Annotated in this window: 14 protein-coding genes and 1 tRNA gene; 6 read left to right on the top strand and 9 right to left on the bottom strand. The window is 64.5% G+C overall.

Annotated features, from left to right (window positions below):
• Positions 1–170: 170 nt before the first annotated feature.
• The 4 genes from queF to yaaA are packed head-to-tail and all read right to left on the bottom strand — an operon-like array spanning position 171 to position 3591.
• A complete protein-coding gene (gene queF / locus ACSFBL_RS25855) occupies positions 171–1028 on the bottom strand; it encodes an NADPH-dependent 7-cyano-7-deazaguanine reductase QueF (RefSeq protein WP_435518675.1) in 858 nt (285 codons plus the stop codon).
• Positions 1015–1917, bottom strand: a complete 903-nt coding sequence (locus tag ACSFBL_RS25850; RefSeq protein WP_435518674.1) for an alpha/beta fold hydrolase — start codon at positions 1915–1917, stop codon at positions 1015–1017. Before ACSFBL_RS25850 ends, queF begins: the two co-directional genes overlap by 14 nt.
• Before the next feature lie 22 nt (positions 1918–1939).
• Positions 1940–2779 (bottom strand): 2OG-Fe(II) oxygenase, encoded by an 840-nt coding sequence (locus ACSFBL_RS25845; protein WP_435518680.1) that lies wholly within the window; start codon positions 2777–2779, stop codon positions 1940–1942.
• Between the two features lie 2 nt (positions 2780–2781).
• Positions 2782–3591 (bottom strand): peroxide stress protein YaaA, encoded by an 810-nt coding sequence (gene yaaA, locus ACSFBL_RS25840; RefSeq protein ID WP_435518673.1) that lies wholly within the window; start codon positions 3589–3591, stop codon positions 2782–2784.
• A gap of 129 nt (positions 3592–3720) precedes the next feature.
• On the opposite strand from yaaA, the gene ACSFBL_RS25835 reads away from it, so the two are divergent.
• Together ACSFBL_RS25835 and galU are read left to right on the top strand one after the other, a co-directional pair.
• The gene (locus ACSFBL_RS25835; protein ID WP_435518672.1) at positions 3721–6591 is read left to right on the top strand and encodes a valine--tRNA ligase; all 2871 of its coding nucleotides are present in this window, start codon (positions 3721–3723) and stop codon (positions 6589–6591) included.
• A gap of 94 nt (positions 6592–6685) precedes the next feature.
• The gene (gene galU, locus ACSFBL_RS25830) at positions 6686–7576 is read left to right on the top strand and encodes a UTP--glucose-1-phosphate uridylyltransferase GalU (RefSeq protein WP_435518671.1); all 891 of its coding nucleotides are present in this window, start codon (positions 6686–6688) and stop codon (positions 7574–7576) included.
• Here galU and ACSFBL_RS25825 read toward each other — a convergent pair.
• Genes ACSFBL_RS25825 through cysM form a run of 4 tightly spaced genes read right to left on the bottom strand, consistent with a single transcriptional unit; the run spans position 7557 to position 10394 of the window.
• Positions 7557–8666, bottom strand: a complete 1110-nt coding sequence (locus ACSFBL_RS25825; RefSeq protein ID WP_435518670.1) for an SGNH/GDSL hydrolase family protein — start codon at positions 8664–8666, stop codon at positions 7557–7559. The genes galU and ACSFBL_RS25825 overlap by 20 nt on opposite strands.
• A 12-nt stretch (positions 8667–8678) precedes the next feature.
• Entirely contained in the window at positions 8679–8906 is a 228-nt protein-coding gene (locus tag ACSFBL_RS25820; protein WP_435518669.1) for a sulfurtransferase TusA family protein, read from the bottom strand.
• 25 nt (positions 8907–8931) lie between these two features.
• Entirely contained in the window at positions 8932–9486 is a 555-nt protein-coding gene (locus ACSFBL_RS25815) for an NUDIX domain-containing protein (protein ID WP_435518668.1), read from the bottom strand.
• A gap of 5 nt (positions 9487–9491) precedes the next feature.
• Entirely contained in the window at positions 9492–10394 is a 903-nt protein-coding gene (gene cysM / locus ACSFBL_RS25810) for a cysteine synthase CysM (RefSeq protein ID WP_435518667.1), read from the bottom strand.
• Positions 10395–10434: 40 nt separating this feature from the next.
• Here cysM and ACSFBL_RS25805 point away from each other — a divergent pair.
• Positions 10435–10519 (top strand) — tRNA-Leu (locus tag ACSFBL_RS25805).
• Between the two features lie 78 nt (positions 10520–10597).
• Complete coding sequence (locus ACSFBL_RS25800) at positions 10598–11188, top strand: GAF domain-containing protein (RefSeq protein WP_435518666.1); 591 nt, start codon at positions 10598–10600, stop codon at positions 11186–11188.
• A 9-nt stretch (positions 11189–11197) separates the two neighbouring features.
• Here ACSFBL_RS25800 and ACSFBL_RS25795 read toward each other — a convergent pair whose 3' ends face one another.
• Positions 11198–12148, bottom strand: coding sequence for an NAD-dependent epimerase/dehydratase family protein (locus tag ACSFBL_RS25795; protein WP_435518665.1), 951 nt, complete (start codon positions 12146–12148; stop codon positions 11198–11200).
• Positions 12149–12186: 38 nt separating this feature from the next.
• Here ACSFBL_RS25795 and ACSFBL_RS25790 point away from each other — a divergent pair, with 38 nt between their 5' ends.
• Both ACSFBL_RS25790 and ACSFBL_RS25785 read left to right on the top strand, forming a co-directional pair.
• Positions 12187–13251: a CDP-6-deoxy-delta-3,4-glucoseen reductase gene (locus ACSFBL_RS25790; RefSeq protein ID WP_435518664.1), complete on the top strand. Its 1065-nt coding sequence runs from the start codon at positions 12187–12189 to the stop codon at positions 13249–13251.
• Between the two features lie 64 nt (positions 13252–13315).
• Positions 13316–14287: a Bug family tripartite tricarboxylate transporter substrate binding protein gene (locus ACSFBL_RS25785; protein ID WP_435518663.1), complete on the top strand. Its 972-nt coding sequence runs from the start codon at positions 13316–13318 to the stop codon at positions 14285–14287.
• The last annotated feature ends 30 nt before the right edge of the window (positions 14288–14317 follow it).

Genomic DNA, 14317 nt, shown 5'->3' with positions numbered 1-14317 from the left:
TTTTCAATCCCGCCAAGTCCGAAGACTTTTTTTCTCCGCCTCCTCCAACCCCCTCATCACCACCCCCACCAGGGAAGCAGCAGCGCTGGGTCGTTTTCAGCTGAGCCTTGGATTATGGCCTACTTTTGGCGCTTCCATCAACCCCCACCAAACTTTTTCGCGTTCCAGTCTCATTGACGCGCCGTCCGCGTGTTCGCGGGGAGCGGCTGAGGCCAACTCGTACGGAACGGATTGATATCAAGACCGCCTCGACGCGTGTAGCGCGCATGCACAGCCAGTTTCGTGGGCTGGCAATGGCGCCAGATGTCCGTGAACATGCGCTCCGCGCAGGGCTCATGAAACTCGTTGTGATTGCGAAAGCTCACGATGTACGCGAGCAGGCCCGCCTGATCGATCTGCGGACCGCTGTAACGGATCTGCACGCTCCCCCAGTCAGGTTGCCCGGTCACCAGGCAATTACTCTTGAGAAGACGGCTGGTCAGGGTTTCTGTCACGGGCGCCTGTGTCGTGTCGCTCGACAGCAGTTCGGGTGCGGGCTGATAGTGCGTGCACTCGATGTCGAGGCGATCCAGATCCAGCCCTTCGAACTCATGAACAGCTTCGCTATTGAATTCACTCGGCGCCAGCAGCTTGACACCGACGCTGCCCGATCGATCACTGCCACGCCAGACCGCCTCGCTCAAATCCGCACGGAGTCGCGCACGCACTGCCTCGGCATCAGCGAAGACCGTGCTGTTGAAACTGTTGAGATAGAGCTTGAACGACTTGCTCTCCACGATGTTGGGCGTCTCGCACGGCACGGTGAAGTGCGCGATCGCCAATTGAGGCTTCCCCCGCGCGTTGAGCCAGCTCAATTCGAAAGCCGTCCACAGGTCCGCGCCGAAGAATGGCAACGTTGTTCCTTTGATGCCCATGGCTTCGCGCTGCGTCGAGCGCGGGATGGGAAACAGCAGGCTTGCGTCGTAGTGGTCTACATAAGCCGAGGCTCGACCCAGTTGCGACTGTTCAGGGGTGTTATCGAGACTCATGCGCGCTTTCGGCGGTCTGCAGGAAGGGAACCATGTGATCGAGAAGGATCTGGACCACCTCGGGTGGCAAGTCGTGGCCCATGCCGGGCACCGCGACGAAGCGTGCACCAGGGATGCGCCGCGCAGTGTCCTGGCCGCAGGCCATCGGAACCAGCGGGTCTGCGTCTCCATGCACCACCAGCGCCGGAACGGCGATCCGCTCCAGCACCGACGCACGACCGCTGTCCGCGCCAATGGCCAAAATCTGGCGCACGACCCCGGCGGGTCGATACGCGCGGCGCAATGCACGGGTAATGCGATCGGCCAGCACCTTGTCATCCTGAGGGTAGGCCGGGCTGGCAATCAACCGCACAAAACCGAGGCCATGCGCGACGAGTGCCGCTTCAGTCCTGCTCGGCGGCCGCCGGATGAGCGCCGCCGCCACGTCGGGCCGCGGCCCCGGCAGATGGCGTGCACCGCTTGAACTCATGACGCTGACCAGGCTCGCCATCCGTTGCGGCGCACTGGCGGCCAGTCTCTGCGCGATCATCCCGCCCATCGAAACGCCGACCACGTGAGCGCGACGGATGTTCAACGCGTCCATCACACCCAAAGCGTCCTCCGCCATGTCTTGCAAGGTATAGGGCGAACGCACAGGCAAGCCCATCCGCTGCCGCATGCTTTGCCAGATGAGGTTACTGGTGCCCGCTTCATCGAAACTCTGGCTCAGGCCGATGTCGCGGTTGTCATGGCGCACCACGCGAAAGCCGGCATCGACCAGCGCCTGGACGAATTCGGTCGGCCAGGCGATCAATTGCATGCCGAGGCCCATGATGAGAAGGATCACCGGGCGGCCTTCCCCGCCGCTGTCCTCGACCTCGATCTGGATACCGTTGGCAATAATCTTCATGGGGATTCCGGACGGATGGGATTCACGTGAATTCGCGCTCGCGAAGCCACTTCGTCGCGACCCACTTCTCGCCCGCCAGCACGGGTGCGCCGCCATGCAGTGTGCGCGTCGCAGGATCGGGCCGGTCGTAGCTGAAAAACACGCCCGTTCCTCTCTTGGGCGCGACTTCGAGCCCGACATCCGGGAAGGTGGTCCCTCCACCTTGCTCGGGCTCCTGAAGGTACATCACGAGCGTCGCGACGCGTTGGCCGCCGCGACGCAGGATGGTCGGCGTGCCCGGCTCTCCGGGGTCGAAGTAATCGTAGTGCGGTCGATACTGGGCGCCTGGCGAATAGCGCAGGATCTGCAACCCTTCGCCGAATTCGAGCGGCCATTGCAGGAGGGTCGCCAAGCGCCGCTCCAGGCGCGCGACGACCGGGTTTTCGCCGCGTTCGAAAAACATGCCGTCGCTGGTGCGATCGACATTGAGGGCCTCTCCCCCCGTCTGCGTCTCGACCGTGAGAGAGCGTGCAAGTCGCAGGCGCGCAGCAGCGATCAGCGCCTCGCATTCCTCGTCCGAGACAAGATCACCGAAGACGATCACGCGCGGGTGCCGCATCGTCTGAAGCACCTGCACGCGCCGATCGCCCACATCGATATAGAGCGGCGCGGCCGACAGGTCCGGACCCGGCATGGTCCTTTGCGGCTCTGTCACGGCGGCGATGCCGGCTGCCTTGGCCTCGATTTCGGCCAGGGCGGCGTCGGCCACGTTGTCGTGCCAGCCGGCCGCGCGCATCGATGCGCGCAAGCTCGGCACCGAGTGGCCGGCCGCGAGCTGGGCCACGACCCACTCGCGCAATTCGGGACTGATTTCCTGACCCAGACTCATGCGGATCTCCGTCGAAATACGAGGCGCTCCGGCTTCGACGCGCCCGCATCGAACCTGTAGCCCTCGAGGTCAAACTTTTCCAGCGCCTTGGGCGTGGCGGCCTTGTGCAGCACGGCCCAGCGCGCCATCAGACCGCGCGCCCGCTTGGCAAAGAAGCTCACGATCTTGTAGCTGCCGGCATCGCCCTTGGCGCCCGCGCCGCCCTTCCATTCCTGGAAGACGCATTCGACCACCCGGGCCTTGAGCACCGACTGGTCGACCGACTTGAAGTATTCCTGCGAGGCCAGATTGATGACCACGGGCGTCCGATCGGCGGCGAGCCGATCGTTGAGATGCTCCGCGATGCGCGGCCCCCAGAATGCATACAGGTCCTTGCCATGGCGATTGGCGAGTTGCGTTCCCATCTCGAGACGATAAGGCTGCAGGAGGTCGAGCGGCCGCAACAGACCGTAAAGCCCACTCAGGATGCAGACGTGATCCTGCGCCCACGCCATTTGCGCCGTGCTCAGCGTCCTGGCATCGAGACCTCCATAGACGTCGCCGTCGAATGCCAGGGCGGCCTGCCTGGCATTTCTTTCCGTTCCTTTCGAGGCCCAGGCGGCATAGCGTGCCACGTTAAGTGCTGCAAGCTTGTCCGACAGATGCATGAGTTCGGCGATCTGCTGGGGTGATTTCTCGCGCAGGATCTTGATCAGTTCGACAGAAGGGCCCCTCGGGCTCTCGAAGTGGGGACGCGTGGCGGGCACCTTTTCGGGCACCTCGGTGTCGTAGTCGAGCGACTTGGCAGGTGAAAGCAGAAAGAGCATCGTCGAATTATCTGCGGCGGGGCGTCCGGGCCAGCGAGCTGGGCGCGGCCCACCGCAGTCGAATAAAATCATTGCCACCTCCACCCCCCAAGCGGCATCCTGCGGGATGCCGTTCGTCTTTGTACCGCCATGAGCGACACCCTGTCCCAACCCGGCCTCGAAAGCCTTTCCAAATCCTTCGAACCCGTCGCCATCGAGGCGCATTGGGGGCCCGAATGGGAGCGGCGGGGCTATTCGGCCGCCGGCTTCCGCGGCACGCAGAAGGCCAAGGACGGTGCGCCCTCGTTCGCGATCCAGTTGCCGCCACCGAATGTGACCGGCACGCTGCACATGGGCCACGCGTTCAACCAGACCATCATGGACAGCCTCGCGCGCTACCACCGAATGGCGGGCGACAACACCCTCTGGGTTCCAGGCACCGACCACGCAGGCATCGCGACGCAGATCGTCGTCGAACGACAGTTGCAGGAACAGAAGACCAGCCGGCACGACCTGGGCCGCAAGAATTTCGTCGCCCGCGTCTGGGAATGGAAGGAAAAGTCGGGCAACACCATCACCAACCAGATGCGCCGCATGGGCGACACGGTTGATTGGAGCCGCGAATACTTCACCATGGACGAAAAGCTCTCGAAGGTCGTCACCCAGACCTTCGTGCAGCTCTACGACGAGGGTCTGATCTATCGCGGCAAGCGACTGGTGAACTGGGACCCGGTGCTGAAGACCGCCGTGAGCGACCTCGAAGTCGAGAGCGAGGAGGAAGACGGCTTCCTCTGGCACATCGCCTACCCGCTCGAAGACGGCTCGGGTTCGCTGACGGTGGCCACCACCCGGCCCGAGACGATGCTGGGCGACGTCGCAGTGATGGTGCATCCCGAAGACGAGCGCTACAGGCACCTGGTCGGCCACCGCGTGAAGCTGCCGCTGGTCGACCGGCTGATCCCGGTGATCGCCGACGACTATGTCGACAAGGAATTCGGCACCGGCGTGGTCAAGGTCACGCCGGCGCACGACCACAACGACTATGCCGTGGGTCTTCGCCACGGCCTGCAGGTCATCGGCGTGCTGACGCTCGATGCCACCATCAACGACAACGCACCCGAAAAGTACCGCGGTCTCGACCGCTTCGTGGCGCGCAAGGCGGTCGTGGCCGATCTCGAGGCGCTCGGCCTGCTCGTCGAGACCAAGAAGCACAAGCTCATGGTGCCGCGATGCGCGCGCACGGGCGCCGTCGTCGAACCGATGCTCACCGACCAATGGTTCGTCGCCATGAGCAAGCCGGATGCCAACGGCCAGTCGATCGCACAGAAGGCCATTGACGCGGTGCGCTCCGGCGAAGTGAGCTTCGTCCCCGAGAACTGGGTGAACACCTACAACCACTGGATGGAGAACATCCAGGACTGGACCATCTCCCGCCAGCTCTGGTGGGGCCACCAGATCCCTGCGTGGTACGACGAAGAAGGCAAGGTCTACGTCGCGCAGACCGAAGCGGAAGCCCAGGCACAGGCGCCGGGCAAGACGCTCCGGCGTGACGAGGACGTGCTCGACACCTGGTACTCGTCGGCGCTCGTGCCCTTCTCGTCCCTGGGCTGGCCCGAGAAAACACAGGATCTCGACCTCTACCTGCCCTCGAGCGTATTGGTGACCGGCTACGACATCATCTTCTTCTGGGTCGCCCGGATGATCATGATGACCAAGCATTTCACCGGCAAGGTGCCCTTCAAGCATGTGTACATCCACGGCCTGGTACGGGATTCGCATGGCAAGAAGATGAGCAAATCCGAAGGCAACGTGCTCGACCCGGTCGACCTGATCGACGGCATCGCGTTGCCCGAACTGCTCGACAAGCGCACCCAGGGCCTTCGCCGCCCCGAAACCGCGCCGGTCGTGCGCAAGAACACGCAGAAGGAATTTCCGGAGGGCATTCCCGCCTTTGGTGCGGATGCCTTGCGTTTCACCTTCGCGTCGCTCGCTTCGCTGGGCCGCAGCATCAACTTCGACCCCAAGCGCTGCGAGGGGTACCGCAATTTCTGCAACAAGCTGTGGAACGCCACCCGCTTCGTGCTGATGAACTGCGAAGGCCAGGACTGTGGCCTGCGGGAACACACGAAGGAAGAATGCGCCGTCGGCGGACCGGCCCATGGCTACCTGCAGTTCAGCCAGGCCGACCGGTGGATCGTCTCGCAACTGCAGCGCGTCGAGGCCGAGGTGACGAAGGGCTTCGAGGAATACCGGCTCGACAATGTCGCCAATGCCGTCTACCAGTTTGCCTGGGACGAGTTCTGCGACTGGTACCTCGAGATTGCCAAGGTCCAGATCCAGCAGGGCGACGACGCGCAGAAGCGCGCCACGCGCCGCACGCTGATTCGCACCCTCGAAACCCTGCTGCGGCTGGCGCACCCGGTCATCCCGTTTATCACCGAAGAACTCTGGCAGAAGGTCGCGCCCGTCGCGGGTCGCGAAGGCGAGTCGGTAATGGTCGCGGCTTATCCGAAGAGTCAACCCGAAAAGATCGACGAAGCCGCGGAGGCGCACGTCGCGCGCCTCAAATCGCTAGTCGATGCCTGCCGCACGTTGCGCGGCGAGATGAACGTCTCGCCCGCGACGCGCCTCCCGCTCTACGCAGTTGCCGACGATGCGGCGAGCAGCGCCTTCCTGCGCGATGCCGCACCTGTGCTTCAGGCGCTGGCCAAGCTCAAGGAGGTCAAGGTCTTCGACGACGAGGCCGCATGGTCCGCCGCCGCCGAAGCGGCGCCTGTGGCCGTAGTCGGCGACGTCCGCATCTGTCTGCACATGGAAATCGACAAGGCAGCCGAAAAGGTCCGCATCGGCAAGGAACTCGCGCGCGTGGAAGGCGAAATCGTCAAGGTCAACGGCAAACTGGGCAACGAGGCCTTCGTCGCAAAGGCTCCGCCGGCAGTGATCGAGCAGGAGCGCAAGCGTCTGGCGGAGTTCAGCGCCACCGTCGAGCGGCTGCGCGACCAGCTTGTGAGGCTCGGCTGACAGACGGGGGACCCGGTGGCCTTTAGTATGCGGAGTTTGGCGCCCGGTTCGCCGCCCCCTTCCGATTCACTTCCTTCGATCTGACGAAAAGCCCATGTCCACTTCCCCGACGCGCATTCGCAAGGCCGTGTTCCCCGTTGCCGGCTTTGGCACCCGTTTTCTGCCTGCCACCAAGGCACAGCCCAAGGAAATGCTCCCGGTGGTGGACAAGCCCCTGATCCAGTACGCCGTCGAGGAAGCCTATGCGGCGGGCATCCGCGACATGATCTTCGTGACCGGACGCAACAAGCGTGCAATCGAGGACCACTACGACACCGCCTACGAGCTCGAAATGCAGCTCGAGGCCAGCGGCAAGCGCGAACTGCTCAGCATTGCCCGGTCGGTCATGCCCGAGGACATGACCTGCTCCTACGTGCGTCAGCCCCGCATGCTCGGCCTGGGCCATGCCGTGCTTTGCGCGGAGCATCTCGTCGGCAACGAACCCTTTGCGGTGCTGCTGGCCGACGACCTGATGGTCGGTCCGGACGGCGGCGAGCCGATCCTCGCGCAGATGACGCGCGCCTTCGCCAAGCTGGGCAGTTCCTTGCTGGCCGTGCAGGAAGTTCCGCTGGAACACGTCAAGCGCTACGGTATCGTGGCCGGCGACGTCGTCGAGGACGGACTGGTGAAAGTGACTCGCATGGTCGAGAAGCCGAAGCCCGAAGACGCGCCCTCCCGCCTGGGGGTCGCGGGCCGCTACATCCTCACGCCCGGCGTGTTCAGCGAGATCCGGAATCAGCCCAAGGGCGCCGGCGGCGAAATCCAGCTGACCGACGGCATCGCCGCGCTGATGAAGAAGGAATCGGTCTACGCCTATTCCTACAAGGGCATCCGCTACGACTGCGGCAGCAAGGAAGGCTTCCTGCAGGCCACCGTCGAACTGGCGCTGGCCCACCCCGAGGTCGGCGGGCAATTCCGCGACTACCTCAAGAGCCTGGAGTTGTAGGCGTGTCGACCAGCGGATTGAGGAAGCGAAGGAGTTCCTCGTCGCTGATCGGTGTCAGCGGCAGGCCGAACGCATCCTTCAGGTAGGCGATCAGCGACTGGGTCCACAAGGCGTTGACAACGACGCCCAGGTGGTGATCGCCCAGGAACAGATTGCCGGGCTCGTCCCCGGCGGCGTTCGTGATGCGAAGCTTCGGCCCGACGGCGAAGGTCCTGTAGGCAGGCTCGCCAGACGCATCGCGTGAGCCAAATCGGCTCTCGAACCAGCCGAGGTCATCGAAGAACGCCATTCGCGGATTGCCGGCGGCAATCTCGCGAATCGCCGAGTTGAACTTCAGAAGCGCCGCCCGGATGTTGGCCGTGTCCCTGGCAGATCGCCAGCGATTGAAATTGGCCGGATCGTCCGCTTCGTTGGCAATGCCCACCAGCAGGATGCGCGTCGTCGGGTGCGAGGCATGGATCAGTTCGACAGCCTTGCGAATCTCGCCCGTGCAAAACGCGAGGGTCTGGAGCACTTCTGGCGCCGACGGATCATTCGCCTGCATATCCAGCTGCCCACCCCAGTTGTTCGCGCCAATTCGAATCACCACGACGCCGCGGCTCCACCGCTCGGGATCCTCGTTCATCAGTTCGACAAGACGCGGGCCCTGGCGGAATCGACCGCCCATGAGGTTCTTGCAGGCGGCGCCTGAATTCGCGAAGTTGTAGAGGTAGTCCTCTTTTCGGGGAGCGCGACCGCCACGCAGCCCCAGCCATTCACGCGCACGAGCCACGACGCCGGCGCGGCCCCAGCGAACCCAGGGCCCCAGATCCAGCTCCTGGCCTCTCAGGCGGGCCAGCACCTCCGTCCATTGGAAGGTGTGTGCACGCCGAAGGCCGCCGCGTTCATTGGACGTAGCCGGAAACCAGTTGTAGTCCTGGTAGGACTGGCTGTTGGAGTCCCCCAGCACCGCGATCGGGATTGAAGCCGACGGCGGCCTGGGATTTTTCGGGGTCGAACCCATTCCATCGCTCCAGATCGTCAAGGCGAAAACCACGCACGTCGCGGCCAGCACGACGGCCAGGGCGGCAGTGCGGCTGCGTCGTTTCACGACTGCAAATCGTCAACGGCGGCGAAGGACGTGGATGAAATCGCTGCCGATGGTCTGCTGCTCCACCAGATCGTTGCCGGTCTGTCGCGCGAAGGCCTGGAAATCGCGGACCGACCCCGCATCCGTGGACACCACCTTCAGCAATTCACCGCTCTGCATCTCATTGAGCGACTTCTTGGCCTTCAGGATGGGCAGCGGGCAATTCAGGCCACGCGTGTCGATTTCTTTGTGGATGTGCATCGCATGTTCCTTCGCGGCAAGAATTCTAGGTTGCAGCCGCGTCGGGCATGGGCGCGGCCGGGCGCGGCCACTCCATGAACTGGGGCTCGTGGCCGCGCGTGCGCAGCCAGTCGGCCAGGGCATAACCGGTGCCGGCCGGCCAGCACCGGAGCGCTTGGAGGTCGTAGAGCCGATAGTCGACGAGTTCGGGCGAGAGTTTCACCTCGCCGTCGGCGACCGCATGGTAGGCAATGATCACCTGGTTCATGCGCTGGAAGTCGTAGACGCCGACAAGATTCAAGGCGCTCGCATCGAGGTTCGTTTCCTCCTTGATCTCGCGCGCGATGCCCTCCTGCGGTGTTTCCCCGGCCTCCATGAAGCCGGTGATCAGCGCGTACATCTTGTGCGGCCATGCGGCATTGCGTGCCAGCAGCACCTGGCCCCGGTATTCGATGATCGCCGCCAGCACAGGCGTCGGATTGTTCCAGTGCGTCCAGCCGCAGGAAGGGCAGCGCAGGCGCGACTTCGGGCCGCCGTCTTCCTGCAGTTCGATGTGGGTCAGCGACGTCGCGCAGGTTGGGCAGAACTTGTAGGCGTTCATGGTGATCAGGCGGGGAACACGCCGGTCGACAGGTAACGGTCGCCGCGGTCGCACACGACGAAGACGATGGTCGCGTTCTCGACGGTCTTGGCAATCTCCAGCGCGACCCACAACGCGCCCGCCGCGGAAATGCCGCCGAAGATGCCTTCTTCGCGGGCAAGCCTGCGGCACATTTCCTCGGCGTTGTCCTGGCTGACATTCACGACCTGGTCGACCCGGCTGGGGTCGTAGATCTTGGGCAGGTATTCCTGCGGCCACTTCCGGATGCCCGGTATGCGCGACCCTTCGTCCGGCTGCGCGCCGACGATGCGCACCGAAGGATTCTTTTCCTTGAGGAAGCGTGAAACGCCGGTAATGGTTCCTGTCGTGCCCATGGCACTGACGAAATGCGTGATCCGCCCCTGCGTATCGGCCCAGATTTCGGGACCGGTGGTTTCGTAGTGGATGCGGGGGTTGTCGGGGTTGGCGAACTGGTCGAGCACGCGGCCCTTGCCCTGCTGCACCATCTGCTCGGCCAGGTCGCGGGCGTATTCCATGCCGCCACTCTTGGGCGTGAGCACCAGTTCGGCACCGAAGGCCTTCATCGTCTGCGCACGCTCGACCGAGAGGTCCTCCGGCATGATCAGCACCATGCGGTAGCCCTTGATGGCCGCGGCCATCGCGAGGGCGATGCCCGTGTTGCCCGAAGTCGCCTCGATCAGGGTGTCGCCGGGCTTGATCTCGCCGCGCTCCTCGGCGCGCTTGATCATCGAAAGGGCCGGACGGTCCTTGACCGACCCTGCGGGATTGTTGCCTTCGAGCTTGCCAAGAATCACGTTGCCGCGCTTCGCGTTGGCGGTCGCGTCGATGCGCTGCAGCGCGACAAGGGGCGTCTTGCCAATCGCGTCTTCTATCGTCGGGTATTGCATGGTCCCACTGTGCCATAATTTTGGGCTGCCTTCCTTCCGTGCCCGGGTGGTGAAATTGGTAGACGCAGGGGACTCAAAATCCCCCGCCGCAAGGCGTGCCGGTTCGATTCCGGCCCCGGGCACCACGGCTCCCATGTTGTGGATTCACGGAAGCACGCGATGACGACGCCTCTTGCGTCGCGCGACCAATCTCCAAACTTCCGATGGTTTTTCACGATCCCGATTACGCGCCGGACGCGTTCGAAGTCAAGATTTCCGAACTGCTGGTGGCGACGCCCGAAGGCAGCGACGCATTGATCGACGCGTCGGTCTCCGAAGTCCTGCGTCTGCTGCGCGAGCACCTCAAGATGGACGTCGTATTCGTGTCCGAGTTCGTCGACGGGCGACGCGTATTCCGCCGCGTGGATGCGGGCCCGGAGGCCCAGGTGATTGCGCCGGGCCAGTCCTCGTCCCTGGAAGAATCCTTCTGCCAACGCGTGATCGACGGACGCCTGCCGCGACTGGTGCGGGATGTCGGAGCGTTGCCGACGTTCGCAGAACTCCCGCCGACCGACTTTCCCATCGGTGCGCATATGAGCACCCCCATCGTCCTCAATGACGGCCGGGTCTACGGCACGCTGTGCTGCTTCAGTTTTGCGCCCAACGAGCAGTTGGCGCAGCGGGACCTGAAGAAGCTGGAGATGTCCGCCCAGCTCACGGCCAAGAAGATCAACGAGCGCCGTGCCCGCGATGCGGAGAAAGCCATCGCGGACTGGTCGCTGCAACCCCAGGACCGTTCCGCTCGCAAGAGCTGATTTGTCCGCCTAGGCAAGGTCCGGGCGCGACGAAGCATCGGACCGAAGCCCCGTCTCCACCGTCGGATGGCGCAGGCGCACGCGCAGTTCGCGCTTCAGCCGGGTGTTGTCCAGCCGCCGCGATTCACCCATGAAGCTCAAGAGCGATAGCGGAAGCTGCGCCTGCGCCTCCTCGCGCGCGATGCGTGGCGGCAGTGGGAGGCCATACAGGCGTGCGGCAAGGTCGACATAGTCGCCCATCTTGAGTTCGCTGTCGTCGCTCGCGTGGAACACGCGCTGCGGGCCGCCGCGCCACAAGGCCGTCACGCAGGCTCGTGCGAGATCGTCGGCGTGAATGTGATTGGTATAGACGTCGTCCTCCGCGCGAAGCACCGGCGTCCCCTTCCTGAGCCGCTCGCGCGGCGTGCCCCCTTCGCGATCGGGCGCGTAGATGCCGGGAATTCGCAGGATGCGGGCGGACACGCCGGCGCGACCGAGCCAGCGGACGGTTCGCTCCGCGTCGACGCGGCGATGGGCGCGAGGCGTGTCGGGGCGCAGGACACGTGTTTCGCTGATCAGGTCGCCGCCGCAGTCGCCGTACACGCCGCTGGTCGAGCCATAGACCAACGCGGAAGGCAGAGAGCGCAAGCGCAGTGCTCGCGCCAGAGCCAGCGTACGCGCATCTCGCCACCAACGTGCGCCTTCCACGCGAGCAGGTGGCGCAAGGTACAGCACGCGGGTCGCGATGCCCGAGAGGCGCCGCAGCGTCTCCGGCACGTCGAGGTCCGCCACGATCGGCGTGGCGCCCGCCTGACGCAACGAGGGTGCACGTGCCGGGGAGGAGGTCACAGCCATGAGGCGCACGTTGTCGCGAAGCAGTCGAGTAGCCCGCAGACCGACGTCACCGCAGCCCACGATGAGCACGCGCTCCCGCCGGAAGCGCGAGGGCCTCGCACCGAGAGGGCTGTTGATTGAGGGCAAAATCCATCTCCCTTTTGAAGCAGACTTGAAGAATAACCATGACGAGCGCAGCGGCGGGCGAAGCCGGCTTTCACATCACGGTAGAGCCCAGCGGGCGCCATTTCAGCGCGCACACGGACGAAACCATCCTCGCGGCAGGCATTCGCCAGGGCATCGGCCTGCCATACGGCTGCAAGGACGGCGCCTGCGGCTCCTGCAAATGCAGGAAGCTGTCGGGCACCGTGACGCTCGGCCTGCACCAGAGCAAGGCGCTGAGCGCCGATGAAGAGCTGGCAGGCTACATCCTCACCTGCTGCGCACGTGCCGAGAGCGACGTGGTGCTGGAGTCGCGCCAGGTCACCGAAGCCGGCGCCTTTCCGATCCGCAAGATGCCGGTGCGCGTGCTGGCCCTGACGCGGCAGTCGCACGACGTCGTGATGCTGCGCCTGCAACTTCCGGCGGGCGAGCCGCTGCAGTTTCATGCGGGGCAGTACATCGAGTTCATTCTTCGCGACGGCACACGTCGCAGTTACTCGATGGCGAACGCGCCGCACACGCTGCTTGAGCCCGGCACGGGCATCGAGTTGCACATCCGGCATCTCCCCGGCGGCAAGTTCACCGACCATGTCTTCGGCGCGATGAAGGAAAAGGAAATCCTCCGCGTCGAAGGCCCCTACGGCAGCTTCTTCCTGCGCGAGGAGTCCGACAAGCCACTGATCCTGCTGGCTTCGGGCACGGGCTTCGCGCCGATCAAGGCCGTGCTGGAGCATATGAAGCTCAAGGGCATCGAGCGGCCCGCAACCTTGTACTGGGGCGGTCGGCGCCCCGAAGACATCTACATGGACGACTGGGTGCGCGGACAACTGACGGAATTGCCGAACCTGCGCTATGTGCCGGTGGTCTCGAACGCCGTGCCGGAAGACAACTGGCGCGGACGAACCGGCTTCGTCCATCGTGCGGTGATGGAGGATTTCGCGGATCTCTCGGGCCATCAGGTCTACGCCTGCGGCGCACCCATCGTGGTCGATTCCGCCAAGCGGGACTACATCGAGGAGCGCGGCCTGCCCGAGGAAGAGTTCTTCGCCGATGCGTTCACGACGGAAGCGGACAAGGCCCTGCCCTGATGACGCGCGCGCTCAGGGATACCCATCGGCACAGTGCCGAACCGCAGCCAGCACAATTGGAAACATGAACGCCAGACACTTCCTCCTCAGTCTTCTCTCCACGGCCACAGTGCTCGTCGCCGCGCCGGCGGCCGCACAGCAGCGCCCCATCCGCCTCATCGTTCCGTACGCGGCGGGCGGCCCCATCGATGTCACGGCCCGCGTCCTGGCCGAGCGGGTGAAGGATTCGCTGGGCACGGTCATCATCGACAACAAGCCCGGCGCAGGCGGCAACATCGGCGCGGATGCCGTGGCCAAGGCGGCGCCGGACGGACTGACGATCGGCATCGCCGCGACGGCGACGAACGCGGTCAACCCATGGCTCTACGCCAAGATGCCTTTCAATGCCGCGACGGATTTCGCGCCGATCACGCAAATGGTCCGCGTGCCCAACGTGCTGGTGATGAACGCGGAGACCGCACAGCGCCTTAAGATCAACATCCTGCCCGACCTGATCGCCTACGCCAAGGCCAATCCGGCCAAGCTCAACTACGGCAGTGGCGGCAATGGCAGCGCGGGGCATCTTGCGGGTGAACTCTTCAAGAAGGAAGCGGGCATCTTTGCCGTGCACATTCCGTACAACGGCGGCAACCCCGCGCAGCTCGCGCTGCTGTCCGGTCAGGTCGACTTCAACTTCGACAACCTCGCCACCGCGGCGCCCAACATCCGCGCAGGCAAGCTCAAGGCCATCGCCGTGACCACCGCGGAGCGCAGCAGCACCCTGCCCGACGTACCGACAGTCGCGGCAACGCTGAAGGGTTTCTCGATCGATACGTGGTGGGGCCTGGTGGCGCCGGCCGGAACGCCGCCGGACGTCGTGGCGAAGCTGAATCACGCCTTCGTTGCTGCGCTGAACGCGCCGGAAACGAAGACCAAGTTCGCATCGCTTCTGGCCGAGCCGGTCGCCAGCACGCCGGAGCAATTCGGCGCGTTCATGAAGAGCGAACTCGCCAAGTACGAGAAGGTCGTCAAGGCCACCGGAGCAAGGGTGGACTAACCCCCAGGCTTGCTCGCTTCGCGTAGCCGC

This window comes from Variovorax glacialis (genome assembly GCF_051216375.1).
Classification (GTDB): domain Bacteria; phylum Pseudomonadota; class Gammaproteobacteria; order Burkholderiales; family Burkholderiaceae_C; genus Variovorax.
This window is presented reverse-complemented; position numbering and strand designations above follow the sequence as displayed.

Excerpts from the sequence above, each read along its gene's own strand:
- ACSFBL_RS25785 (WP_435518663.1), top strand. The coding sequence starts at position 13,316 with ATGAACGCCAGACACTTCCTCCTCAGTCTTCTCTCCACGGCCACAGTG.
- ACSFBL_RS25850 (WP_435518674.1), bottom strand. The coding sequence starts at position 1,917 with ATGAAGATTATTGCCAACGGTATCCAGATCGAGGTCGAGGACAGCGGC.
- galU (WP_435518671.1), top strand. The coding sequence starts at position 6,686 with ATGTCCACTTCCCCGACGCGCATTCGCAAGGCCGTGTTCCCCGTTGCC.
- yaaA (WP_435518673.1), bottom strand. The coding sequence starts at position 3,591 with ATGCTCTTTCTGCTTTCACCTGCCAAGTCGCTCGACTACGACACCGAG.
- ACSFBL_RS25790 (WP_435518664.1), top strand. The coding sequence starts at position 12,187 with ATGACGAGCGCAGCGGCGGGCGAAGCCGGCTTTCACATCACGGTAGAG.
- ACSFBL_RS25835 (WP_435518672.1), top strand. The coding sequence starts at position 3,721 with ATGAGCGACACCCTGTCCCAACCCGGCCTCGAAAGCCTTTCCAAATCC.
- ACSFBL_RS25820 (WP_435518669.1), bottom strand. The coding sequence starts at position 8,906 with ATGCACATCCACAAAGAAATCGACACGCGTGGCCTGAATTGCCCGCTG.
- ACSFBL_RS25800 (WP_435518666.1), top strand. The coding sequence starts at position 10,598 with ATGGTTTTTCACGATCCCGATTACGCGCCGGACGCGTTCGAAGTCAAG.
- cysM (WP_435518667.1), bottom strand. The coding sequence starts at position 10,394 with ATGCAATACCCGACGATAGAAGACGCGATTGGCAAGACGCCCCTTGTC.
- queF (WP_435518675.1), bottom strand. The coding sequence starts at position 1,028 with ATGAGTCTCGATAACACCCCTGAACAGTCGCAACTGGGTCGAGCCTCG.
- ACSFBL_RS25815 (WP_435518668.1), bottom strand. The coding sequence starts at position 9,486 with ATGAACGCCTACAAGTTCTGCCCAACCTGCGCGACGTCGCTGACCCAC.